The organism is Rummeliibacillus sp. BSL5, assembly GCF_052928305.1.
In genome coordinates this window covers 70,124-95,944 of record NZ_JAVGCV010000003.1, presented here as the reverse complement: position 1 = coordinate 95,944, position 25,821 = coordinate 70,124, and the positions used below count along the sequence as shown (strand labels likewise).

At 38.9% G+C, this 25,821-nt stretch carries 20 protein-coding genes and 1 riboswitch; of the genes, 13 read left to right on the top strand and 7 right to left on the bottom strand.

Going from position 1 to position 25,821, the window contains the following annotated elements:
• Positions 1-173: 173 nt before the first annotated feature.
• The 3 genes from RCJ93_RS12130 (at position 174) to RCJ93_RS12120 (ending at position 5,104) form a co-directional block, all read left to right on the top strand.
• Entirely contained in the window at positions 174-1,142 is a 969-nt protein-coding gene (locus tag RCJ93_RS12130) for a sensor domain-containing diguanylate cyclase (RefSeq protein ID WP_446739116.1), read from the top strand.
• Positions 1,143-1,457: 315 nt separating this feature from the next.
• Positions 1,458-2,948 (top strand): malate:quinone oxidoreductase, encoded by a 1,491-nt coding sequence (locus RCJ93_RS12125; RefSeq protein ID WP_066789854.1) that lies wholly within the window; start codon positions 1,458-1,460, stop codon positions 2,946-2,948.
• Between the two features lie 461 nt (positions 2,949-3,409).
• Positions 3,410-5,104, top strand: a complete 1,695-nt coding sequence (locus RCJ93_RS12120) for a methyl-accepting chemotaxis protein (RefSeq protein WP_446739115.1) — start codon at positions 3,410-3,412, stop codon at positions 5,102-5,104.
• Positions 5,105-5,177: 73 nt separating this feature from the next.
• Here the strand turns inward: RCJ93_RS12120 and RCJ93_RS12115 are convergent, their stop codons facing one another.
• Positions 5,178-5,594 carry a DUF1284 domain-containing protein gene (locus tag RCJ93_RS12115; RefSeq protein ID WP_446739114.1) on the bottom strand — a complete coding sequence of 139 codons (417 nt, stop codon included), beginning with the start codon at positions 5,592-5,594 and terminating at the stop codon, positions 5,178-5,180.
• 52 nt (positions 5,595-5,646) lie between these two features.
• Positions 5,647-6,786 (bottom strand): FAD-dependent monooxygenase, encoded by a 1,140-nt coding sequence (locus RCJ93_RS12110; RefSeq protein WP_446739113.1) that lies wholly within the window; start codon positions 6,784-6,786, stop codon positions 5,647-5,649.
• A 135-nt stretch (positions 6,787-6,921) separates the two neighbouring features.
• Here RCJ93_RS12110 and RCJ93_RS12105 point away from each other — a divergent pair, with 135 nt between their 5' ends.
• Positions 6,922-7,407, top strand: coding sequence for a DUF1456 family protein (locus tag RCJ93_RS12105; RefSeq protein WP_392996828.1), 486 nt, complete (start codon positions 6,922-6,924; stop codon positions 7,405-7,407).
• 55 nt (positions 7,408-7,462) lie between these two features.
• Here the strand turns inward: RCJ93_RS12105 and RCJ93_RS12100 are convergent, their stop codons facing one another.
• Positions 7,463-8,254, bottom strand: coding sequence for a TatD family hydrolase (locus RCJ93_RS12100; RefSeq protein ID WP_446739112.1), 792 nt, complete (start codon positions 8,252-8,254; stop codon positions 7,463-7,465).
• Positions 8,255-8,540: 286 nt separating this feature from the next.
• Between RCJ93_RS12100 and RCJ93_RS12095 the strand changes: the two genes are divergently transcribed.
• Positions 8,541-9,548 carry a hypothetical protein gene (locus RCJ93_RS12095; RefSeq protein WP_446739111.1) on the top strand — a complete coding sequence of 336 codons (1,008 nt, stop codon included), beginning with the start codon at positions 8,541-8,543 and terminating at the stop codon, positions 9,546-9,548.
• A 302-nt stretch (positions 9,549-9,850) separates the two neighbouring features.
• Positions 9,851-12,220: a hypothetical protein gene (locus RCJ93_RS12090; RefSeq protein ID WP_446739110.1), complete on the top strand. Its 2,370-nt coding sequence runs from the start codon at positions 9,851-9,853 to the stop codon at positions 12,218-12,220.
• A gap of 156 nt (positions 12,221-12,376) precedes the next feature.
• Here the strand turns inward: RCJ93_RS12090 and RCJ93_RS12085 are convergent, their stop codons facing one another.
• The 3 genes from RCJ93_RS12085 to RCJ93_RS12075 all read right to left on the bottom strand — a co-directional run bounded on the left by RCJ93_RS12085 (position 12,377) and on the right by RCJ93_RS12075 (position 15,273).
• Positions 12,377-12,904: a cupin domain-containing protein gene (locus RCJ93_RS12085; protein WP_446739109.1), complete on the bottom strand. Its 528-nt coding sequence runs from the start codon at positions 12,902-12,904 to the stop codon at positions 12,377-12,379.
• A gap of 61 nt (positions 12,905-12,965) precedes the next feature.
• Positions 12,966-13,862 carry a 4-hydroxy-tetrahydrodipicolinate synthase gene (gene dapA, locus RCJ93_RS12080; protein ID WP_446739108.1) on the bottom strand — a complete coding sequence of 299 codons (897 nt, stop codon included), beginning with the start codon at positions 13,860-13,862 and terminating at the stop codon, positions 12,966-12,968.
• 114 nt (positions 13,863-13,976) lie between these two features.
• A riboswitch (Lysine riboswitch) is annotated at positions 13,977-14,157 on the bottom strand.
• A gap of 87 nt (positions 14,158-14,244) precedes the next feature.
• Complete coding sequence (locus RCJ93_RS12075; RefSeq protein ID WP_190323483.1) at positions 14,245-15,273, bottom strand: YsnF/AvaK domain-containing protein; 1,029 nt, start codon at positions 15,271-15,273, stop codon at positions 14,245-14,247.
• Between the two features lie 168 nt (positions 15,274-15,441).
• Here RCJ93_RS12075 and RCJ93_RS12070 point away from each other — a divergent pair, with 168 nt between their 5' ends.
• The 6 genes from RCJ93_RS12070 (at position 15,442) to RCJ93_RS12045 (ending at position 22,513) form a co-directional block, all read left to right on the top strand.
• Positions 15,442-15,963 (top strand): D-glycero-alpha-D-manno-heptose-1,7-bisphosphate 7-phosphatase, encoded by a 522-nt coding sequence (locus RCJ93_RS12070; RefSeq protein ID WP_446739107.1) that lies wholly within the window; start codon positions 15,442-15,444, stop codon positions 15,961-15,963.
• 138 nt (positions 15,964-16,101) lie between these two features.
• A complete protein-coding gene (locus tag RCJ93_RS12065; RefSeq protein WP_446739106.1) occupies positions 16,102-17,208 on the top strand; it encodes an NADH-dependent flavin oxidoreductase in 1,107 nt (368 codons plus the stop codon).
• Positions 17,209-17,483: 275 nt separating this feature from the next.
• The gene (locus tag RCJ93_RS12060) at positions 17,484-18,995 is read left to right on the top strand and encodes an NADH dehydrogenase subunit 5 (RefSeq protein ID WP_251647788.1); all 1,512 of its coding nucleotides are present in this window, start codon (positions 17,484-17,486) and stop codon (positions 18,993-18,995) included.
• Positions 18,992-21,592 carry a DUF2309 domain-containing protein gene (locus tag RCJ93_RS12055; protein WP_150285179.1) on the top strand — a complete coding sequence of 867 codons (2,601 nt, stop codon included), beginning with the start codon at positions 18,992-18,994 and terminating at the stop codon, positions 21,590-21,592. Before RCJ93_RS12060 ends, RCJ93_RS12055 begins: the two co-directional genes overlap by 4 nt.
• An 85-nt stretch (positions 21,593-21,677) precedes the next feature.
• Positions 21,678-22,043 carry a DUF2294 domain-containing protein gene (locus RCJ93_RS12050; RefSeq protein ID WP_066789827.1) on the top strand — a complete coding sequence of 122 codons (366 nt, stop codon included), beginning with the start codon at positions 21,678-21,680 and terminating at the stop codon, positions 22,041-22,043.
• A 104-nt stretch (positions 22,044-22,147) separates the two neighbouring features.
• Entirely contained in the window at positions 22,148-22,513 is a 366-nt protein-coding gene (locus RCJ93_RS12045; protein ID WP_446739105.1) for a hypothetical protein, read from the top strand.
• Between the two features lie 205 nt (positions 22,514-22,718).
• On the opposite strand, the gene RCJ93_RS12040 is transcribed toward RCJ93_RS12045, so the two are convergent.
• The gene (locus tag RCJ93_RS12040; protein WP_446739104.1) at positions 22,719-23,720 is read right to left on the bottom strand and encodes a M23 family metallopeptidase; all 1,002 of its coding nucleotides are present in this window, start codon (positions 23,718-23,720) and stop codon (positions 22,719-22,721) included.
• Positions 23,721-23,882: 162 nt separating this feature from the next.
• On the opposite strand from RCJ93_RS12040, the gene RCJ93_RS12035 reads away from it, so the two are divergent.
• Positions 23,883-25,778 carry a PrkA family serine protein kinase gene (locus tag RCJ93_RS12035; protein ID WP_147197358.1) on the top strand — a complete coding sequence of 632 codons (1,896 nt, stop codon included), beginning with the start codon at positions 23,883-23,885 and terminating at the stop codon, positions 25,776-25,778.
• Positions 25,779-25,821: the final 43 nt, after the last annotated feature.

The window sequence follows — 25,821 nt, the reverse complement described above, 5'->3', positions numbered from 1 at the left end:
ATCTTTAAGTAAATAATTGGCGTATAATGTTTACAGACAATATATAAAGGGTAAATGTTAGGTCATATGGCTTAATAATATATAGTGAAAGCAGATTATACATATAACTTTTGAATTGATTTTTTAGTAGGGTTTTTGATATCAAGGTCTAAAAATAGGGGAGGTAATCTTTTGTGATAGGGTGGTTTTCTTTTTTTTCAGGCTTGCTAGGTGGGGGGATTATTAGCTTAATAGTATTGGGAAATAAGATGTTGAAATGGAAAGATACTTATAATGAAAAGAAAAAAATTAGCCAATTGGTAGAAACGTCAAAAGATATTATTTATTGTTATCAAGTGAAACCGGAGAAGAAATTCCAATATCTTAGCCCTTCTATTAAAACAATTTTGGGAACAAATCCTATGCAAGAAGCTTATAGCAATCCAAACTGGTTATTTGATATTATTCATCCAGATGATTACAATCTACTCCAAAATAAGATAAATGGAAAAATGGACTACAGCAAACCGATCATTCAACGCTGGAAAAATAGTAAAGGAAAGTATATCTGGCTTGAAGAAAATGCAACGCCTATCCATGAAAATGGAGAATTTATTGGAGTTCAAGGTATTGTGCGGAATATTGATGAAAAAGTCAAATTGCAGCAGGAGCTGGAATACCAGATTGCCCATGACCCCCTAACCAAAATTTATAATCGGGCCTATTTCCAGAAACAAATGAAAAAGTATAATGAACAAAAAAATGTTCCAGTGGCTATTTTGTTATGTGATCTAGATGGTTTAAAGTATATGAACGACCATTTTGGCCATGAGCAAGGCGATTCTTTTATCATTGCATCAGCAAAACTTCTAAATTACTATTCCACTAGTGAAATCATTGTAGCCCGCATTGGCGGCGACGAATTTTCAATTATTATGGTAAACGCAACAAAGGAGAGTGCGCAAAAGCTTTATAGTGACTTGCATAAAGACATTGAACAGTACAATGAAAATAATGTTAGTGTAAAAATCAGTATGTCTATCGGCCTTTCCTTTGCCGAGAATTCGTATGGACAAATGGAACATCTTTTAGGACTGGCGGATCAGCACATGTACAAGAATAAAAAGCAAAAAAAAAGAAAACGCCTATTGGTGGAGTGTTGAGTTGCATCAATCTAACCATGTTAGCAGTATAAAGACAACAGTTTTTCTAGCGGAGGAGACAATTGTTTTTGCTGTATTAACACGATATTTTCAATCTTTTTGTACAATATTGCTACTTATTGTTTATAGATAGCTTACCGATATGATATTTAGTTTTGGAGGCATTTTCATGAATAACTTATTATGATACACTAAGGATAGAAAAAACTGATACAGAAAAGGTGTTTGATCAGGTTGCGCCTTGGTTTTATTGTGGTTTCTAAGAGGGAGCGCCTACATCCTTTCTGCAAATCTTAGGGTATAAGGAAGGTAAAAATGAGTAACAGACAAACTACTACAGATGTTATCTTAATTGGTGCCGGAATCATGAGTGCAACTTTAGGAACATTCCTAAAAGAGTTAGCGCCAGACTGGAAAATTAAAGTATATGAAAAGCTTGATAAATCAGGGGAAGAAAGTTCAAACGAATGGAACAATGCAGGTACAGGACACTCTGCACTTTGTGAACTGAATTACACGCCTGAAAAAGCGGATGGTTCAATCGACATTACGAAAGCAATCCATGTAAATGAACAGTTCCAATTATCAAGACAATTTTGGTCATTCCTTGTAAACAATAATCTTATCAGCAATCCTCAAGAATTTATTATGCCACTGCCACATATGAGTTTAGTGCAAGGCGAAAAAAATGTAGAATTTCTAAAAAAACGTTTTAAAGCGCTTTCTGAACATCCATTATTCCAAGGTATGGAGTTTTCAGATGATGCAGAGAAGCTAAAAGAGTGGATTCCAGTCATCATGAATGAGCGCGCATCTAGCGAACCGATTGCGGCTACAAAAATTGACTCTGGAACAGATGTAAACTTCGGTGCTTTAACTCGTATCCTTATTGAACAATTACAAGGACAAGGTGTAGAAGTAAACTATAAACATACGGTTGATACAATTAAACGTACAAGCGATGGTTTATGGGAAGTTAAAGTGCATAGCGAAGATGGCAAAATTGAATATCAAACAGCGAAATTCATCTTCATCGGTGCAGGCGGCGGCAGCTTGCCATTACTACAAAAAACAGGTATTCCTGAAAGCAAGCATGTAGGCGGATTCCCTGTTAGCGGATTATTCTTGGTATGTAATAACCCTGATATCGTGGAACAACACCATGCGAAAGTGTATGGTAAGGCAGCAGTAGGTGCGCCTCCTATGTCAGTTCCACATTTAGATACACGCTATATCGACAACAAAAAGTCTTTATTATTCGGACCGTTTGCAGGATTCTCTCCAAAATTCCTAAAAACAGGTTCAAATATGGACTTAATTGGTTCTGTCAAACCAAACAATGTATTCACTATGTTAGCAGCAGGGGCAAAAAACCTTTCACTAACAAAATATCTTGTTGAACAATTAATGCTATCTAAAGAACAACGCATTGAAGAATTGCGAGACTTTGTTCCAAATGCGAAAAGCGAAGACTGGGATATCGTCGTAGCTGGCCAACGTGTACAAGTCATCAAAGATACAGAAAAAGGCGGCAAAGGTACATTACAATTCGGTACTGAAGTTATTACAGCTGAAGACGGTTCTGTTGCAGCATTATTAGGTGCATCTCCTGGTGCTTCTACTGCTGTTCACGTAATGCTAGAAATCATTGATAAATGTTTCCCAGAACAAAAGAAAGAATGGGAACCAAAAATCAAAGAAATGATTCCTTCTTACGGTATCAAACTAGGGGAAAACCCAGAGTTGTTCAACAAAATCTTTGCTGACACAACAAAAGCTCTTCGTTTAGATGCAGAGAACAACTAGGTTTTATCATTTAGAATAATAGATTTATAGAAAAGCTTCTCACATAGGTGAGGGGCTTTTCTTGTATTAAAACTAACTTTTGAAGTCAACAATTACTGAGACAATTATTAAAAGAACGTTCATTATCCATGCGCAATTTTAGTGAGCTCACTGGAATTGATACAGAATATATTGACAAGTGAGAATGAGAATTGTTATCATTTAATTAGAAGGAAATAGAGTTTTTAACTGATGAGGTAAAAAACTATATACATCATCATTTCTTGCCGTTTCAAGCATAATGTTGTAAACGGCAGTAACCCTATAAGTTGTTGCCAAAAGACTCAAGCCACCCCCTCGGTTTGAGTTTTTTTATATGATTAAATATATTTGTCGATTTATGTTTGAATTTATAAAGCTTTAGCCCTTTTCTACCGATATAATAGTAGTTGACTCTTTGGGAAAGGATTATGGTGCTAAATTTGAACAGATTATTTCAGTTAAATAGTATTAGAAAGAAAATTGTATTTGGCTTTTCAATTGTAATAGCCCTTGTTGTAATATTGGGTGTATTTAATATTCTTGCCATCCAAGCACTCAATAAAAATACGAATGATATGGTTAAGAAGGAAATTCCCTTGTTAAAACTTGATGAGCAAATGGCTTTAAATATGTCTGAAAGAACTTCATTAATCCGAGGGTATATTTTGTATGGAGATGCAAGCTTAAAGGATGAGTTCAAGAACCAAATAGATGAAAGTATCGCACTTGAGAATAAATTGCTGAAGTTAAGCAACTCTACACAAGTCAAATCCTTAATTGATAAAAAGGTGACGTGGGGAGAACAAATAAATCGTGTGATTGAAGAGTATGATAACGGCAATAAAGAAGAAGCAAAGAGAATCATGGCGACAGAAGTAAAGCCGCTTGAAAAAGAAATAATGGATGGCTTTAAACAGTTATCAAAGGATAGAGAAGAGAAGATAGCCAAAAATGGAGAAGAATTCGCTTCATACGGAACATCCTCACTTATATTTATATTAATCCTTACGGCTGTTGCGGCTATTGCTGCAGTGTTAATTGAAATTAAAACCGTACGCGTTATTTCCCGTCCTATCATTGGTTTAGTAGCTAGAGTGAAAGAAATGGCTAAGGGTGATTTAAGCCAAGAAAAAATAGAACCTACATCGAATGATGAAATTGGAGAACTAATCCTGGCGACGAATGAGATGAACGAAAATACAAGACTAGTCTTGGAAAAAATCAACTCATTATCTAATGTTGTGGCAAGTAGAAGCGAAGAATTAACACAGTCTTCGATGGAAGTCAGAACGGGTACTGAACAGATTGCCACAACTATGCAAGAGCTTGCTTCTGGTGCTGAAACGCAAGCAGATAGTGCGAGCAACTTAGCTATGATTATGGGATCTTTCGCTGAAAAGGTAGAAGAAACAAATGAAAATGGTAGTCTCATTCAACAAAACTCTGAAAAAGTACTTTCATTAACAGAGCAAGGGACTTCACTAATGACCTCAACTACTGAGCAAATGGCTAAGATTGACCAACTGGTAAAAGATGCGGTAATGAAAGTCCAAAGCTTAGATCATCGTTCACAGGAAATTAATACTTTAATATCTGTTATTAAAGATGTAGCAGACCAAACGAACCTACTTGCACTAAACGCAGCGATTGAGGCGGCAAGGGCAGGGGAACATGGTAAAGGTTTCGCTGTTGTTGCAGAAGAAGTAAGAAAACTGGCAGAACAAGTAGCACTTTCAGTAAATGATATAACAGGCATAATTACAGCAATCCAAAGTGAATCAGGCAGTGCGGTATCATCCTTGCAAGCAGGATATACAGAAGTAGAACAAGGAACTATTCAAATCGAAAATACAGGTATGACATTCAATGAAATCAATGGTGCAGTCACTGAAATGGGAGAAAACATCCGTACGGTGTCAGGGAACTTGTCAGAAATTAAACGCCACACACTTTCAATGAATGCATCTATTGATGAGGTCGCTTCTGTTGCTGAGGAAGCAGCCGCAGGAGTAGAACAAACAGCAGCTTCCGCACAGCAAGCTAGTAGTTCAATGGAAGAAGTAGCCGACAGTTCAAAACATCTTGCAACGTTAGTAGATGAGCTGAATGAATTGGTTAGCCGCTTCAAGATTTAATAAAGAAGAAAAGGAAGGCGCTCTTATAAGCTCCTTCCTTTTTGATTTGTTTTTTATTATCGCTATCTCTTACTTATTTTACTTCCACTAGACCTTTTCCTTCATGAATGTACTGTATACCTTCTTCACACACGCCAAGAGAACGCCAGGAACAGGATGCACAGACGGTTCCAATATCGAGCGGAACTACATTCTTTTTAACACGTGCTTCAATGTCGGACCACTGAATAGTTTGTCCATATTGAAGGCCGAGTTTATCTAAAATAGCTTTATCCATTTTATAAATATCTTGGTCTTGGCAATGATATTCGCCGGATTCTGGAAATTTATCGCACAGGTGGTCAGGGCCTTTGACAACTTGAATTAAAGTGCTTGGCTCTTTTCTTAATGTTTGATGGAGCTTAGTCATATTTTCTACGTATTTCTCTGAATACCCCATTCCTCTATAGCCAAGAAGGCAAAAGAGGTGATGGCCGCGTAGCTTGTACATCGTCGTTTCCTCCCAAAGTGTTAGTTAACCTATTATAACAAATGGTTAACAATTAGCCATTTAATTTCCGTTGAAATAGAAATTTGAGACGCCAGTTTAAGAGAGATGAAGGAATGAATGGTAAGACTGCATTTCGTCCATTAGCCAACAGTGGATTTGACCACTGGGAGGCCCAGCCGATTTGGCGGGAAACTTGAATGACTTTTTTTGTATGGTCTACACGTTCCTCTTCATATTCTTGGAGAGCATCTTCAAAATCGAAGTGACGTAATGCATTAGCGAGTATTACGGCGTCTTCAATTGCTTGGCCTGCTCCTTGACCCATATTAGGAGTTGTCGCATGTGCAGCATCACCTAACAAGACTACTCGGTCAAATACAAATCTCGAGATAGGTTTAAGATCATAAATATCATGATGAAGGAAATGCTCATCTTTTGTTTGTTGAATCATTTCAGCAACGTTTGGCGGGAACTTTCTGAAATGATAGGAGACTTCACGCTGAGTCAAAGTGGCAAAAAAGTGACTTTTTTCTGCTGCTTTCATGCATGCAAACCAGTATAGCTCGTTGCCATTCATCGGGGCGAATCCGACTCTGCCTTCAGAACCCCAAATCTCATAGGATGTTTGCTCATCAATTAATCCATTGTTCTCTGTAATGCCGCGCCAACATGTATAACCAGCATAGCGAGGAACACTATTAGGAATGTAGCTTTTTCGGATGAGGGAATGGATACCATCTGCTGCAATAAGAAGATCTGCCTCAACTTTTTCGCCATCATCAAATGTTGCGGTGACTTGATGGTCATCTTGTTCTACCTGCACTAACCGTTTGTTGAATGAAATCCATTCCTTAGGGATATGGTGATAAAGGATTTCATGTAGCTTTCCTCTATGAATCGTTATATTTTCTTGCCCATATTTATTTTTTATTTTTCTAAAATCAATCGAGTTCAAGATTTTGCCGTCTTTATTAAGAAATAGCTGTGTAGTGAGTGGTGTACCATATGCGAGTACATCTTCACCAATACCAAGCCCCATCAATGCTTCTAGTGCATTGGAGCCAATACCGATACCTGTACCTAACGGCTTGAAATCGGCCGCTTTCTCATAAAGATGCACCTCTGCCAGCTTTGAAAGAGCGAGGGCTGCTGTAAAGCCACCAATACCACCGCCGATTATAATAATCTTCATGTAGCTCCCTCCCTTGTTTTTGTATGTTAATATATGACATATTATAGCACGAGATAGAAGTACTGCATGACTTGGTTGTTTCAAATGGTAATATGCCTTAAGATAAAAGAATGATAAGAAGTGAGGAGTTTTTAAATGGAAAATAATGATATCCTGATTAGGCTTCGATATGCCTTAGATCTTAAAAATCAAGAAATGAAAGAGATTTTTAAATTGGGAGGCAAAGAATTTACACAAGAGGAGATTCTTAAGATTCTTACAAAGACTTCCGAAGAGGAAACAGATGATAGCCAATTGAAAGTAAATGATAAAATGATGGCATTCTTTCTAAATGGCCTTGTGACATTCAAAAGAGGCAAACAAGATCCAAAACCGGGACAAGCGCCAGAAGCTCCCCAAGTAAAAGAACATGTCAATAATATGCTATTGAAAAAAGTAAAGGTTGCTTTGCAGCTGACGACTGAAGATATGCTCGACATTCTAGATGATGGCGGAATTGCTGTGTCAAAAGGAGAGCTTGGGGCTATTTTACGGAAAGCTGGACATCGTAATTATAAAGAGTGTGGCGATAATTTCGCGCGGAAGTTTTTAAAGGGCTTAACGATTAGATTAAGAGGGTAAAAAGCAAAAAGCGTCTAATGACGCTTTTTGTTTTGCACAGATATTTACATTCAAATTATGGAAGACGGAAAAAACGTCTCGTATTTTCTGTGGCTTGCTGAGCAAGTTTTTCAACAGATACGCCCCTATATTTAGCAACTTCCGATACAATATGCGGAAGGAAGGCTGGTTCATTTCTGCCGTTTTTAGGTTTTGGCGTCAGTGTCCGAGGTGTCAGATATGGTGCGTCTGTTTCCACCATTAAGCGATGTAGTGGAATGAATTTTACTGCCTCCTGCAACTCTTTCCCACGCCTCTCATCGCAAATCCAACCTGTTATACCAATATGGAAGCCCAACTCTACATATTGCTGCACTTCTTCAGCGCTCCCTGTAAAACAATGAACAACAGAACGGTTAATCAAGTCTTGGTGGTTGTCCATTATTTCTAAAAACCGCTGATGAGCATCCCTTACATGAAGAAAGAGAGGCAAGTCCATTTCCCGTGCAAGGTTTAATTGGGCAATAAAGCAGTCCTCCTGTATATCTTGAGGTGAGTACATACGATTGAAATCAAGACCGCATTCACCGATAGCCACCACTTCTTGATGGTTAGCCAATCCACGTAACTGTTCTATTGACTGTCCATTAAATTCAGAAGCATCGTGTGGATGGATGCCCGCTGTGGAAAAAAGAGTGTTAGGGAATTCTTTTGCCAATCGAAGGCTTTTTTGGCTTCCTTTTATGCTTGAACCAGTCAGAATCATATGAGTGACTCCACTTGAGACCGCACGTTCTACGACTTCTTGTGTATCCTTTGAAAAACGCTTGTCCGCAAGATTAAGCCCAATATCTATTAATGAGTCCATGTTATCCCTCCTAAAAGCTTAACTCTATTTTACCCTAGATGATAAGGGATGTTTAATCGTTTACTCTGCTTTGTTTCGATTACACTAACCTGTTTCCATGGCAAAAGACTTGTATAAATCACATACAAACTAACAGTACAAACTTGCCATACATAGGGTAAAAGATTTTAATTAAACAAAAACATATAGTTAAATGGAATTGTTTTATGTAAAAACAATATCAAAAAATCCTGTATATTGCTAAAATGGTATAATAAAAGGAAGATATTGGAGGAGGGTTCATTTTATGAAAAAGATAGCATTAGCAGCAGTCACAACATTAATGTTACTATCAACGGTCGGAACAACTGAGACCACAACCGTATCAGCCGCCGCTACTGGACAATCAAAAGATGGCATACTCGTACAAGCTTCTACTACTGCGACGTACAAACCACTAGCTGCAGGGGAAGTCGCAAAGGGAACATTTGATGACAAAGGCTTTGCATATTACGCTATCAAAGTCGATCAAATAGAAGGAAACTATTACTTTGTTGGAAATCATGAAGTGTCAACTCTAGCTTTTTGGATGAGTGACACAAAAGGAACAATCAATGATGGCGATGAAGAAGTCGCAAGAAAGTTACGCTATCTTGAAAAAGGTGTTTATTATGTGGCAGTAAAAGGGAAACCAAATGCACCATACCGCTTCAAACTATACCAACGAACATATAACTATACGACAATGAAAGTACTTCCTCCTGGCCCAAATGCTTTAAGTACGCCTAGGGTGAAATTACCGTATTACCAATATTCAACCCCGTCCGTTGACATCAACCTAACAACTGATGAACATATTATGTTATATGGGGTATCAAACGAAGATTCATTTAAAAGAACGATTGAAAATATAGTGTTGACGAATAAAAAAACAGGTAAAACATATCCTGTCGTTCATATTTCGACAACACACTTCTCATCAAATGCGCCAAACGGCAAGTATTCATTGTCGATTATACCTACGCAAAAAGGTGTTCCAGGACATGCAGGGATTCGCTACGAAACGACACCTCATCTAAAAATTAATAAACCGAATCAAGAAAGTCGCTTTTATACACTGAACGTCAAAAAAGATACAAAGTTTAAATTTGAGTTAACGGGTTTTGGAAAAATGCTATTATACGATCACAACCATCACCTAGTGAAAAAAGCAACTATCGCAGAAGGAACTGATAAACGGGAGTTTGTCTATACCGTGAAAAAAGGCCGTTATAGCCTCAAAGCTCCTTTGACTATTAAAGTTACACCAAAATAAAAGGTATTCGCTAATTAAATCAGTAGAAAAGGAGAATCTTGTATAAAGATTCTCCTTTTTTATGTTTAACTTTAAAAGAAGAAGAATGGACTGTGCTGCGTGGGTGCTGTACAAGTACACAGATTGAATACACTCTGAATTGGCTTGTTGTCTGAATTGGTTAGTATAATATTTAATTGTTTAACGTGATTTAACCACTTCTGATTTGTTCATTTAACAAAAAATATAGCAAAATAAACAAAAGATATTTTATTTTGGTAAAATGGTATAATAACAGGAATATATTGGAGGGGATTCTGTTTATGAAAAAGATAACTTTAGTAGCAGTAACAACAGCTATGTTACTGTCATCTGTCGGAACAATTGAGACCACAACTGTTTCAGCCGCAGCTACTGTACAACTAAAAGATGGCGTACTCTTAAGTAAGGCAACGGGTAAGCCAATGAAAGGTTACAAAGTATATAAAGGTTGCTTATATAAAGATGGCTCACTAGCACCTGGCCGCGTTAAATATGGTAGCGGAAAAAATTTAAAGCTATATCGTAATGGGCAACTTGAAAAAGGTTTATATATAACACGTGATTATAAATATGCGTTTAAAGATGGAAAATTGATTCAAGGTAAAAGCTTTTTTGTAGGTGAGTTGAATGACCTTTATTACCAAGATGGTGTTTTAACAAAACGGATTTTTGTCAATTCAAACGAGAAATTATATGAAAATAAATCAATAAAAAAAGGTGATTATGTTATTGGATACTTTTACGACAACGATCATGATTATTATAACTTTAATCGTTTGAGACTTTATACAAATGGTATTTTATCGAAAGGTTATCATTTTGCCGGCTATAAAAAGAAAACTTATTTATTTAAAGATGGACGTATTTCTCAAGCAATGCTTTATAAGGGCAAATTATACGAAAAGGGGCTGCCTGCACCTAAGAATAAAGTGATTTCAGATGGTAGAAGCACATATTATTACAATAATATGCTTGCAGATGGTTCTATTGATGGGTACATTTATGAAAACGGAAAGAGAATACGCAGTGTAAGTACACAAAACTACTTAGAACAATTAGATAAAGTCAAAAAGCTAAGTACAGTGTCAAAAATAGATTCAGCAGTGTTAAATACAAAAATTGCAGAGTTACTGAAAAACTATACAGAGCATTTCGATGCAATTTTTGGAGACTATGTAGAATGGATTACTGAAGATGAATCAGATTCTCATGATGCCTATCTAACACTAACAGTGCAAATGAACGATTTAAAAAAGATTATAGGAAAGCTAGAGCATACAGATGCAACTATAGCGAATGATAAAGCCATCAGAGAAAAATTAGATTTTTTATATGGTAGACAAGAGATTGAACATGCGAATGGCGAGATTTTAGATGGGGAATATAAAGGGAATATTTACAGAAAGGGTGAATTAGTTGGTTCGCGTGAAGATGTTGCGTTAGAGAATGCAACTAAAGCATTTGAAAAAGTGTCTACTGATAAATCAGCGACAATACAACAAAAAATCGATGCTTTAACTGCACAAGTATTGGCGGCAAATGTTGTGTTTACGGCCGCAAAAGCACCCGAATATCCTAATGTGAAATTTGATACGAAGGGAGCCGAGAGAGTACTGCGAGATAGCAAAGTTTCACGACGTGCACTTGTAAAAGAAGCAGCACAGCAACAAGAAACAATCAACACGGATGCTTTAGAAAAAGAACTTATCGCAGGCTTCGCTGAACTTAATGAAAAAATATCGTTTGATCAACCTTCTGCCACAGCAACATATGAACCACTAGCTGTGAATGAAGAAGCAACAGGGACTTTTGATGACAAGGGCTTTGCATACTATGCTATCAATGTTGATCAAGTAGAAGGAAACTATTACTTTACTGGAAATGCAGATGTGCCAAATCAGGTTTTTTGGATGAGTGACGCAAAAGAAAAAATCAACGATGTGGATGAAGAAGTACCGGAAAAATTACGTTATCTCGAAAAAGGTATGCGCTATGTGGCAGTGCAAGGGGAACCGAATGCACCGTACCATTTCAAACTGTATCAAAAAATATATAACTATACGACTATGGCTGAACTTCTTCCTGGTAGAGATGGAGCAGTGGAATTGCCGTACTATCAACATTCTACACCATCCGTTGATCTTAACCTAACAACTGATAAACATATCATGCTGTATGCACTAGAAAACGAAAATTCATTTGAATCGCCGATTGAAAATCTGATACTGACGAATAAAGAAACAGGTGAAACATATCCAGTCGTTAAAATTTCGAGAACATTTTTCTCAACCAATGCGCCAAATGGCAAGTATTCATTATCGATGACATCTACAAAAAAAGGAGTTCCAGGGCATGTGGGCATTTACTATGAAACGTCACCACAATTAAAAATGAATGAACCGAATCAAAACAATCGTTTTTATACGCTGAACGTTGAAAAAGATACGAAATTTAAATTTGTATTAACGTCAAATCATACTCAATATGGTAATAATAAAATGCGTTTTTATGATCAAAATCATAAACTAATTAAACATGTACCATTCGATACTGGGGACAAGCCGCGTGAATTTGTCTATACGGTAAAGAAAGGACGTTATAGCATATCCATGGACGATCCTTCTATTACCATTACAGCTACATTGAAATAAGCGACTTCTATAATAGTAGAAAAGGAGAATCTTGATTAAAAAGATTCTCCTTTCTTTTGTTCAAATTTAAAAGAAGGAGAGTTGACGGTACAAACATCCTTTATCTAAAAAAAAGCAACCGTCCTTAAGGAGGAGGCTGCTTTTTTTAATGATTATTTATTGAGGTTCCTCCGCTTCGGCGATTGCTTTGGTTTGATGGACCGTGCCGCGTGGATGGTTAGGAGGAGCATAGATTGAATACAGCTTGATTGGCTTGTTGCCTGTATTGGTCAGATTATGCCATGTGCCAGCTGGAACGAAAAAGACATAATCATCCCGCACTGGTTGCTGGAAGTCTAAGAACTGTTTATTCTTACCCATTTGTACAAGGCCTTCGCCTTCTTCAATGCGAATAAACTGGTCCGTATGCGGGTGAATCTCCAAACCAATATCTCCTCCGACTGGAATGCTCATCAGAGTAAGCTGCAAATGCTCACCGGTCCATAGCGCTGTGCGGTAGTTTGTGTTTTGTTTTGTTGCTGTGTCTATATTGATAGCAAAAGGTGCTGGACCATAATCTCTTAAATAAACACTATTCGGACTTTGGTAGGTTTGCTGGTATTGATTTTGAAACTGGTAAGGGGAGGGGCTATTCGGATAATAGCCGTGGGTTGTTCCGCAAGATGGACAATGATAGTGATACAAAACATCATTCCTTTTTTACTATACTGTACGCTTCTCGCGGAACTTTGGTGCCTATTTTAAATTAACTTTTTAAAGCTGTGTCTTCTTTACATACAGTCTGCAATAGATGCTGCAACTCAGTAGTTTCTTCTTCATTAAGGGGTATTAAAGGCAAACGTACACCGCCTACTGCTATTCCTCTCAGATTCAGTCCGGCTTTTACAGGGCAAGGGTTAGGTGCGCTAAATAGTCCTTTGAATATAGGGAGAAGCCTACGATGATCTACCGCAGCTTCCATCACATTCCCGTTTTTAAACTTTTCCATCATCGCTTGCATTTCATTTCCAATAATATGGGAAGATACAGAAATAACGCCAGTAGCGCCAATCGATAAAGATGGCAGTGTTAAATGGTCTTCTCCTGTATAGACACTGAAATCATTGGGTGTTTGCGTAATGAGTTCAGCCATTGCATCCAAATTTCCGCTCGCATCTTTAATGGACACGATGTTATTAATCGCGGCAAGGCGAGTGACTGTTTCAACGGTTAGATTGACAACACTTCTTCCAGGGATATTGTAGAGAATGATTGGTAGCTGCGTTGAATCCGCAATTGCTTTGAAGTGCTGATAAAGACCTTCTTGTGATGGTTTATTATAGTAAGGTGCAACAAGCATGATTCCATCCACACCAGTATGTTCAGCAGATTTAGTCAGTTCAATGGATGCCCTTGTATTATTAGATCCGGTGCCTGCAATAACAGGAACCCTATGGTTTACTTCATCTACGACAAATTGAAATAAACTAATTTTTTCTGCCGTTGTGAGTGTAGGGGATTCACCTGTAGTGCCAGCTACCACAATGCCATCTGAGCCGTTTTCGATAAGATAATTAATCAGCTCACGAGTAGCTCTAAAGTCAATATTTCCTTGTTGGTCAAATGGGGTCACCATCGCCGTTATAATTCTTCCAAAATTCATTGCTTCTCCACTTCCTTTTCATTTTTTGGAGAAGGGCAGTATAGAAAATAACGCAAAAAAAGCAGCAACGTGATGTGACTACGTTGCTGCGAGAATTCATAAAGTCATCTCCATGCGTACGATAGCCCTCCATATAGTTTCCTACATGACAGTCCTGTGTTTATTCAACAACAGGCCCAGCAATAGAGAAATATGAGTTTCTCTAAGCTTCGGCAAATTCCCCTTTCCACTGCAGTAGTCGGATCTCATCATCCTCTTGCAGCTTACTCATGGTTTTTGCGCCTCTATCCTTATTTCAAAAGATATTGAAATAAGTGAATATTCAATTACAGAAAGTATAGCAGTCTAGCTATGCTTTTACAAGATAGAAAGCCAAATATTATTATATTTCTCTGTTTTTAATATCGGCATTCATATTGCCAGCTGTAAGCGTATCATCAAGATTGTTCTTTTTAAGGTCATTATCGTTTTGATTTGCAGGATCGTACAATTCTTGCTCTGTAATAGCACCACGATTTGCCGCATCTACATCGCTATCTGTGACAGAAGCATCACCAGTCGTTTCAATGCGTGCTTCCTCGCGTTTTAGATTATCAGTGACTTGTTCTGTTTCGGTCACTTGTTTTTTACCAATGACTACTTCTTCGTTTACCACTGGTCTTTTAGTCACTTCAATTTGTTCTTCGACGATTGGAATACGGATTGTGTCGTCTTCGCCCATTGGAGCATAAGCATCTGTAGTGGCAGCTGCTTCATCGGTAACTTTTCGTCTTTCCACATATACTTCATCGTGTGTGACAGGTACATTGACTGTTTGTGGTTCTTCCACAACATCTTTGTGAACTTCAACCTCACCAGTTTGTACTTGGTCTTTTTCAACATCAAGTTGTTCTTTGCGCAATTTTAATGTTTGCTCATCTGCCACTGTATTATTAACATCCACTGTATCATTAGTAGCTACTGTGGTATCAAGACCTACATTTGCCTCTTGGTTGTCTACTGGTGTTAGTGGGTCAGCAGTGCCTAAAAGGGCATCATCTTCTTTGTTTGCTAAAAGTAGAATACGGCCATCGTTAATATCGCGTTCGTAGCGACGAGCAGATTCTTCATCAAAGCCAAGTGTTAAGAAATATTCGTAATAAGATGCATGGTCCACATCTGTGTGGAAATCACCTTTAAATACTGCTGCTAGGCGATCGAAGAAACCTTCATCTTCTTCCATATTGCGACCGCCGACATCTTCTGTTAGTACGCCTGTTTCATTTTTTACGACTGATGGAGCAGAAGGGAAGTTTGTTGTATTAAGTGCAATTGAGAAATCGTCAGTTGCATATCCTTTTTGACGATATTCATCAATAGCTTTAATCACTTCCGCGCTTGAGTTATAAATTCCTAATACTTTTTTATCCATGTGTATTACCTCCATTATTTGTTTCATTTTTTTGATATGTGATTACAACATAAATATACCCGAATCTCTTTCAACGAAACGCTTAAGCATAAAAGAATGTTTGTTTTAGAATTAGTAAAATGTGACAATGATGAAGAAGATAAACGCTAAAGAAAGGTGCTTATATATATGAAAAAAGCCGTATTTTTAGATCGTGATGGGGTCATTAATGAGGTACTAACCAATAGGGTAAAGTTTGTGAACAAACCGAAAGATTTGTATTTCTTACCGGGTGTTCCCGAAGCCATAAAAAAATTGAATGCTTATTTTGATTTTGTGTTTGTGGTCACCAATCAGGGCGGTGTAGGTCTTGGATATATGAAAGAATCGGAATTGAAAAAAATCCACTTGCATATGATTGAGGAGTTAAAGAAACAGGGAGCTCAGGTGGATGAGGCAGTCTATTGTCCACATAAACCAAAAGCTGGTTGCGCTTGCCGAAAGCCTAATAGCAAGTTAATTGAAGACTTAGCAACAAAATATGAAGTTGACTTATCAAAATCATTTATGGTTGGTGATACGGATACAGATATAATGGCGGGGAAGAAAGCAGGGACGAAAACAGTTTATTTAGGTGAACGCGATCCACTAGCCGATGCAGTATGTAATGACCTGAGCGAAGCGGCAGAATGGATTATAGCACATCAATAGTTTGCATCTGTAATGTACCTATTGTACAACGTGAACGTACAAAAGTTGTTTTGCTAGGGAGTTTCAATTCTTTGACACATGATTACTTGCAGAATACGATAAATTAGTGAAGAAATGAAAAATAGGAGGTCAATATGTATGGCAGATTTATTTGAAGAATATACATTGAAAAACGGGGTAACATTGCGCAATCGAGTGGTAATGGCACCTATGACGAACTACTCTGGTAATGACGATGGTACCGTTACAGACGCGGAGGTTGCTTATTATGACCGCCGTTCAAAAGGTGTCGGTATGATTGTGACAGCTTGCACGCATGTCTTAGAAAACGGCAAAGGTTTTCCAAGACAGTTTGCTGGATATGATGACAAGTTTATCCCTAGTCTAAAACGCGTGGCTAATGTGATTCATGCTGGAGGAGCAAAAGCAGTACTTCAAATTTTCCATGGTGGCAGACGCTCTATTCCTGAAGAGGTGCCGAATGGCGAAATCGTGAGTGCAAGCGATGTCGCTTTTCCAGACAATGCAACACCAAGACCAATGACAACGGAAGAAGTAAAAGAAGCAATCAAAGCCTATGGCGAAACAACGCGTCGTGCGATTGAAGCAGGCTATGACGGCGTTGAGATTCATGGGGCGAACACATACTTATTGCAACAATTTTTCTCTGCCCACACGAATAAAAGAACAGATGAATATGGTGGAGTAATTGAGAACCGTATGCGCTTTCCATTAGAGGTTCTGCGTGAAGTAAAACAAGTGGCTAAAAAGCATGCCAAAGAAGCCTTTATCATTGGCTATCGCTTCTCACCTGAAGAACCTGAAGAAAACGGGATTACAATGGATGATACGATCCAACTTGTAGATGCTTTGGCTGCAGAAGGGCTGGATTATCTGCATGTATCACATATGGAATTCTTTACGAAGCCGCATCGTTTTACTGGCGACAAAGAAAAGACACGTGTTCAACTGTTAATTGAAACGATCAATGGCCGTACTGCATTGATTGGGGTAGGTTCCATTTATAGTTTCGACGATGCAGTGAAAGCATTGGAGACAGGTGTCGATCTTGTTGCATTAGGTCGTGAATTATTAATTGAACCGGATTGGGTGCAAAAGGCGCAAGAAAATCCTTCATCGATCCGAACAGAAATGGATATGTCTATGCAGAAAGAATTAGCGATCCCTGACCCGATGTGGGAAGCGCTTAAAAGACCAAATTGGATTCCTGGAATGAAGGCTTGACTTGACAGAATTTTTGACAAATAGTATGCTACTAATAATGAATTAGTTATAGAACATTTTAGCAAATAGCTATAGCGATATGGCCATTTGAAAAGATGGAACTATAATACGGTATTCTTCTAAATGGAAGAATGAATATTAAAGGTAGACGATTAATCCCCATTCGAGATGGGTTCGTTAAAAGTAAACCGATAATTTCTTTGTTTAATAGTGCCTTGCGCCTTTTAAATGATGAAATTGTCGGTTTTTTTATGTAAAAAAAGGAGGGATTTTGGATGTCGTGGCCACTATTGTTTCTCATTTTTCTTGGACTTTCTCTAGGGAGCGGATTGTGTATCCTGCATCCGCAAGTCCCGCTTCGATTCATTCGCATTCATATCGGCATGCTGGCGTTAGCACCAATTGCCGCTTTATTAGGCCTTATTTTTTCTAAAGGAGATTATTTCCTAGGAGCATTACATTTTGATTCATTATCATGGCTCTGGTCTCTGTTTGTTTTGACAATTGGATTAATCGTTCAGCGATATTGTGTCCATTACTTGCTAGGCGATAAGTCGTACCGCAAGTACTTTGCACTTTTGACTATCACTACTTCAGCTGATGCCCTTGCATGGTTATCTGATGATGTTCGCCTTTTATTTATTGGATGGGGGCTAACACTATTTTGTTTAACTGTCTTAATCGGATTAAGGAAGGAATGGAAGGTAGCGCAGCATGCTGCAAAAGTATCCCGCGGATATCTATTAGCTAGTTTGCTGGCACTGGGCCTTGCGTTATTCTGGTTAGCATACAGTACAGGCGAATGGCGTTTATCAACTATACTGACCCCTGATACATTAGGTTTGTTATCTAGTTATGAAAAGACAGGAATTAATTTATTGCTTCTTGTGTCAGCGCTCATTCCTGCTGCTCAATGGCCAACACATCGCTGGCTGCTTGATTCTGTTGTTACACCAACACCTATTTCAGCTGTTATGCATGCTGGGATTGTTAATGCGGGAAGTATTATGCTTGCTCGTTTTTCTCCATTGTTTAATGGAGACTTGGCGCAGATAATTTTGCTTGTTATTGCAGGCCTTTCTGTCTTAATCGGCACAGGCATTATGCTTGTGCAAGTGGATTATAAACGGCAGTTGGTGGGATCAACAATAGCACAAATGGGTTTTATGCTGGTGCAATGTGCACTAGGCGCCTATCTTGCAGCTATTACACATGCAGTATTGCATGGCTTGTTTAAATCTACTCTTTTCTTGCAAGCAGGTTCAGCTGCCAAGGCAAAAGCACCTGTTACTTCTAAGGCCCAAGCAGCTTCTGTTATATGGACAGTTGCAGGTGGTGCGCTTGGAACACTTATAGGATTAGGGCTTTGGCTGACAGCTAAAGGAGAAGGCTATCAACTGATTAGTGCCCTTCTACTCGGCTGGTCGATTGCCCTTGCATGGGCACAGCTGGTAGCGGCACACCCTACTGCTACTGGAAAAATCGCAGGTTTCTTCTTATTAGTTGCAGGTGGACTTGTTTTTAAAGTAGTTCACACACTGTTTTACAACATTTTGCAGGGGACCATCGACAGTGATTTCCACCAGCCGTTTATACTATCGATTATTGTTTTAGTTGTTTTACTAGTTGCGATTGTATGTGGAACTTGGCTAATTCGAAGGAATAATAAATTATCCTTTGCGCTTTATCTATGGCTAGTTCGGCTTGGAGAACCTAAAAAACGTCTCGCGGAAAGCCATCCAAACTATCTTGCACAATTATTAACGAAGGAGGGGAATTATCAATGAGTACGGCGTCAACACTTCACTATGATGAGGGATTTAAACCGAACGATCGCACGCTTCAAGAGATTGTAAAAGAAGCGAGCGAGGTTATTGTACCCCTCGGCGATATTAATAACTTTGCGGCAAGAAGCCCTTGGGCGGGACTCGAGCACCAGACTTTTGACCAAGTGGCAAGAAGGCTGAAGGATACGGGTGACATTGACATGTATCCTAATCATGCTATCGTCTCCTCTGCTGCTCGTAAGGGAGAAATTGATTTGGCCATCTTAGAAGAAGGGTTGAATGCATGGCTTGATGAGCAGTTGATAGGCTTGCCTAGAGAACTCGCTAAAGAATATTGCCGTAATGTATTACAACAAGAATCAACTTCCTTCACTAAAAGAGAATTGCCTGGCGCAAAGACTGCTGCACTCTGGTATAGTAAATACTTTTCACCCACTAAAAATAAACATTCCATCTTAACAATGAGTCAACGTGTGCAACAACCAGAAAACGAATCCCTTGTAGAAAATATAAATCTACATGTGATTAAATGGTGCAAATTATATTTGGATGAATCGCTTGCGGTGTGGTCCATGCCCAATAAAGAGGCTGGGTTTTATGCAGCATGGCGCCAAATGGCTAGATATGATCGCACGCTTACTCAAGAAACGCGCAAGCAACTTGATCAACTAAATCAAAATGCAGAGCAAGCTTTGATGGAAGTGCTTCACAATATGGATATTCCTAACACAGAATGGCAAGAGTATTTGGAGGCTCACCTGCTTGCTCTACCAGGATGGGCTGGTATGATACGCAGTCGTGAAGAAGAATCAGAGGCACTGCTTTTAGAATATCTGGCTATGCGACTATCTCTTGAATATGTATTCGTAAAAGAATATCTTCCGTTGCCAGAGCCAATGCAAGATGATGTTCAACTCATTGAAAAACTTCTTATTAGCTGGATTGAATTCGGCAGAGTAAGACTCGAGGATTGGGCAGCGTTAGAACCAGAGGAAATAACAGCACGCCTTATGCTCGCAAATCGCTTCAATTCCTTTGTCCAAGGCCGCCTTTGGCTAGAAGCTTGGGAGAAAACGTATGAAAAAAATCTTCAAGAATGCTTGCCGGCTAAACCTACAACAATAGAAGAAGCAAAAACAATCGCAGCACAATTTGCTTTTTGTATTGATGTACGTTCTGAAACGTTCAGAAGGCATTTAGAAAGAAGCGGGCCATTCGAGACTTTTGGGACAGCTGGATTTTTTGGCTTGCCAATTGAAACAAACGAACTTGCAAGCTCCAATAGCCATAATTCATTGCCGATTATGTTTAAGCCTTCTCACAAAGTGCTTGAATCTACGGACAGGGACCAGCTAGAACAATACATTGAACGGGCGCATACTGCCCATTCCGTTGGGAAAACATTTAAAACAATGAAACAAAATATGCTGACGAGCCTACTATTGCCTGAAATTAGCGGACCATGGCTTAGTATTCAAACATTAGCACGAAGCTTTATCCCGCAAAAAGCTGGAGAGGTCATGCGGCAAATGAGCGAAAAATGGCTTAAAAAGCCAATGACAAAATTGACGCTTCACTCTCCAGATGAAGGAGCAGGTGAATTGCCTGTAGGTTTTACGGAAGAAGAACAAGTATTTTATGTACGGCAAGCCCTTCAAACCATGAGTTTGACAGAGAACTTTGCTCCATTGGTTGTTATTTGCGGCCATGGAAGCCAAAGTCGAAACAACCCATATGCATCCGCTCTTGATTGCGGGGCATGTGGAGGAGCATCAAGCCAATTTAATGCACGTGTGTTGGCGACATTATGTAATCTGTCTAATGTTCGTGAGACTCTTGCCAAAGAAGGTATTCACATACCAGAAGATACTGTTTTTGCAGCGGCTGAGCATATTACTTCGTTGGATGAGTTGAAATTTACGTATTTGCCAGAATTACCGGTAGCTGCAAAAAATTCATTTGAGCTTATTCAAGGGGCTCTTCCAACTGTGCGTAAGAGTGTAAACGCTGAAAGACTTGCTCAGCTTCCGACACTCCATCCTGATTGCCCAGATCCAGAAGAGGAGGTACGCCGTTTCGCTGACGATTGGAGCGAGGTGCGCCCTGAATGGGGGTTAGCGCGGAATGCTGGATTTATAATCGGCGAACGGACGTTAACGGAAGATTGTGACCTAGAGGGAAGAGTATTTCTTCAAAATTATCAGTGGCAGCTAGATCCAACAGGCGATATACTAGCTAGTATCATTGCAGGCCCTGCTCTAGTAGCACAGTGGATTAACTTACAATATTATGCGTCTACAGTAGCTCCGCATTATTATGGTAGCGGCAATAAAGCCACACAGACGATTACTGCGGGAGTTGGCGTCATGCAGGGTAATGCAAGCGATCTTCTTTTTGGACTTCCATGGCAATCTGTTATGATGTCTGATGAAGAGGCATACCATGCACCTATCCGTTTATTAGTGGTCGTGCAAGCGCCTAAGTACAGGGTTCAGCAAATTTTAGAACAGAATGCGGAGTTCCGCCAAAAGCTACAGAACGGATGGATTCGCCTTTCATGCATCGATCCAGATGGCATATGGCACAGTTTTTCATAAGTTATCGCTTTACGTGCTTACCTTCGCATTATTAAAATAGAAGCAGAGTGACTAAAATGCCAACAGGTTAGCGGGAGATTGAAAAATGGATAAAACAAGAGGAACGGTAGAATCGGAAATCAGCAAAGCTTTAACGCACTGGGAAAAGAATTATTTAGGGCGCGGATCGGTTTCGGTTAAGTCGGATATTTTGCGCGACATGATTATTGTCGTGCTGCGCGGTATCCTGACGCCTGCAGAATATTCTCTCTGTGAAAAGAAAGAAGGATTGCTTAAGGTGAAAGATCACCGAAATAGCCTCGTGGAATCTGGGATAGATGAGCTGAAGGCAATTATTAGATCGATCACAAACCAAGAGGTTTTAAGCTTTCATACAGATATAAGCACACAAACAGGAGAGCGGATTATGCTCTTTAAGCTGCATACCGATTTACAAAGTGAACTAAGTTAATTGTTCACTAATTCTGTCAGTGAAAAAAGTGAAATCTTTCTAACGATTTCACTTTTTTCTTATAATGTTTGAAAAAAATATGATATACATAGAGGTATCTCATCATGCTATTTATTACTAAAAAATCGCTTGAAAGTCTTGCTGAATCTCATAGAGAGCCAGATATGTTTCTTTGTTACGCGACGCCTCAAGGCTTTTCAGCTATCACCAATCGAGCTATACTACTGATAAATGATAATCATATGATTGTTCTTTTTCTAAATCTATTCTCCACCAAAATAGTACATAAACTTATTTTTGAATTAGCTGAAATCCAAGATCAAAAGTATGCTACTAAAGATCCACTTACAGTCTTATGGTCTTTCAATTTAAAGAGGCAGGCATGGAAGTTTAGAATTCCCACCAAAATATTGACTCTTGGCTCGATGCAAAGAGAATTTTTGATGTTTGTAAAACAAAATATCCTGTAAATAATAAAAGATAATAAAGAATTGCCTATGAAAAAACCGAACAATGTGAAAAAATCTCACATCTGTTCGGTGTTTTTTTCTTCTATAGAATTCATTTAGTATGAAGAACTTGCGGTGTTCCGTTCCAGACGGCCCTTCTTACGAGGCTTGCCTTCAATTTCCATCTATAAGATCCTGTGGAGCTTTTATCCAAACTTTGGTTTCGTTAGTTCTTTTTAAGTTGGGCTTTCGCCGTCCTTTCCCATTGTAGAAGGGAAGGGTAAGGGTCATAAGCCCATTCATAACGACCGTTAAATTTATAAATACCATAGTGAAGATGTGGTGGGAACTTACCTGAAGTTCCTTCACTTCCATAACCTGAGCTACCTACATAACCAATTACCGTTCCGGGTTTGACGATATCACCAACTTCTATTCCTTTGGCATAAGAGGAGAGATGAGCATAGTAATGATAGGAATTATGGTGATCCCGAATGCCGATTCGCCATCCACCAAATTTGTTCCATCCTTTTGTGACGACAACTCCATATGAAGCAGATAATACAGGTGTACCATAATCAGCAAAGATATCTGTTCCTTCATGAATACGCCTTCCGCCCCAACCACGGTTAGCTCCCCAGGTTCCCTTGAAGGTATAATTATATCCGAGAGCTACGGGGAAAGTGTACTGTTCTAAATTGATATCTTGATATTTTTTATATAATGAAGCAATAGCCAAGACTTGATTGACGATCGTCTCATTGGTGTAATAATCCCATAAAGCTTTTTTGAAATCGGCTTCTGATGGTCCGTAATGACTTAAGTAACTGGCCATCGTATAGATTATGTCAATGTCATTTTCAGCATCAGCCACACCATCTTTATCTCCATCAAGCCCCATGCCACCAAAATAATCAATCGTAGTTGGTGAATTATCCTGTATTAAAGGATTAAAAGGGCCTGCCCAATATTCATCAGAAAAACGGATGGCAACTACGCCCTCCCGTGATGGAATATCTTTTCGTACTGCCTGAATATTACGTTCATATTGATCAATAGCGGCTAAGAAATACCAAGGCACCAACATATCTTCAAATTGAACATAAAGAGACATTCGCTGCTTTAGCAGGTCTTCTTTAGATGTTTCCGTTTGAGCTAATACATTTAGAGGAAGAACCATTTGAATAAATGAGAGTGCTAGTAAGAATGCGATAATCAAGCGATTCATCAAAATCCTCCTTTCCTTCTTCGATAGAATATCCAAAAATGTTGATTTCATAAGCCATTGTCTAAAAATCATAGTAGTTCCATAAATCCCTTAATTAATTAGTTATCATTCGAAAGTTCCTAACATATCATGGTTAAAACAGGCCTGAATGGAGGGATAACAATCGATATTTTAAATAAGTTTAAACGTTACCGTGAAGAAGAAAACAGGCTGAAGTGGGAAGGTACTTTTGCAGACTATTTAGAGATAGTCAAAGAAAGGCCTGAAGTGGCTCAAACTGCTCATTCGCGCGTTTATAATATGATTAAAAGCTCTGGTCTTAATGAAAGAGACGGCAAGAAAATGTATCACTTCTTTGGTGAAGAAATTTTTGGACTTGAAGAAGCCATTGAGAGGCTGGTAGAAGAATACTTCCACCCTGCAGCCAAACGATTAGATGTAAGGAAACGTATCTTGTTATTAATGGGGCCAGTCAGTGGTGGTAAGTCCACGATTGTGACTATGCTTAAACGGGGATTAGAACAGTATTCACGTACAGATGAGGGAGCAGTTTATGCGATTAAAGGCTGCCCAATGCATGAAGATCCGCTTCATCTCATTCCACCCCATTTGCGTAACGACTTTTATGAGGAATACGGCATTCGTATAGAAGGAAATCTTTCGCCTCTAAACACAATGCGCCTTGACCAAGAATATAGGGGAGAGATTGAAAATGTGCAGGTAGAACGCATCTTCTTCTCTGAAGATAAACGCGTAGGTATCGGCACATTCACACCATCCGATCCGAAATCACAAGACATCGCTGACTTAACCGGAAGCATCGACTTTTCAACGATAGCAGAATACGGATCAGAATCTGATCCAAGAGCCTATCGTTTTGATGGTGAGTTAAATAAAGCGAATCGCGGTATGATGGAATTCCAGGAAATGCTGAAGTTAGACGAAAAATTCTTATGGAACCTCCTCTCCTTAACGCAAGAAGGGAACTTTAAAGCGGGTAGGTTCGCATTGATTAGTGCAGATGAATTGATTGTGGCGCACACAAATGAAACAGAATACCGTACGTTTATATCCAATAAAAAGAATGAAGCCCTCCATTCACGTATTATTGTCATGCCTATTCCTTATAACCTGAAGGTGAGAGAGGAAGAACGGATTTATGAAAAAATGATTCGTGACAGTGATATGAATCATATTCATATAGCACCGCATGCATTAAAAGCAGCCGCGATTTTCTCTGTTTTATCCAGGTTGGAAGTACCTAAAAAACAAGGAATCGATCTTGTAAAGAAAATGAGATTGTACGACGGCGAGAGTGTTGAAGGCTATAATTCTGTAGATGTGGAAGATTTGAAGAAAGAATATCCGAACGAGGGCATGCATGGTATCGATCCGCGCTATATTATCAACCGGATTTCTTCAGCGATTATTCGCAAGAAGTCACCATCAATTAATGCGCTGGATGTCCTTTTAGCTTTAAAAGATGGGCTTGATCAGCATGCTTCCATTAGCCAGGAAGATAAAGACAAATACATGAATTTTATTGCCATTGCTAGAAGAGAGTATGATGAGATTGCGAAAAATGAAGTCCAAAAGGCGTTCGTCTATTCATATGAGGAATCTGCTAAGACGCTAATGAATAATTATTTAGATAATGTAGAAGCCTTTTGCAATAAAAATAAGCTGCGTGACCCGCTGACAGGGGAAGAACTAAACCCAGACGAAAAGCTAATGCGTTCAATCGAAGAACAGATCGGCATTTCAGAAAATGCGAAAAAAGGCTTCCGCGAAGAGATCTTGATTCGTATCTCTGCTTATGCGCGTAAAGGAAAACGATTTGAATATAACTCGCATGAACGGTTAAGAGAGGCTATTCAGAAGAAGTTGTTCGCCGATTTAAAAGATGTCGTGAAAATCACGACTTCTTCCAAAACACCGGATGAATCGCAGTTGAAAAAAATGAATGAAGTAATCGCAACTTTGGTGGATGAACATGGATATACAACTACATCTGCCAATGAATTGCTTCAATATGTTGGTAGTTTATTGAATCGCTAAGTGTTGAGGAGTGTCCACATTTTTTAAGGACACTCCATTTTTT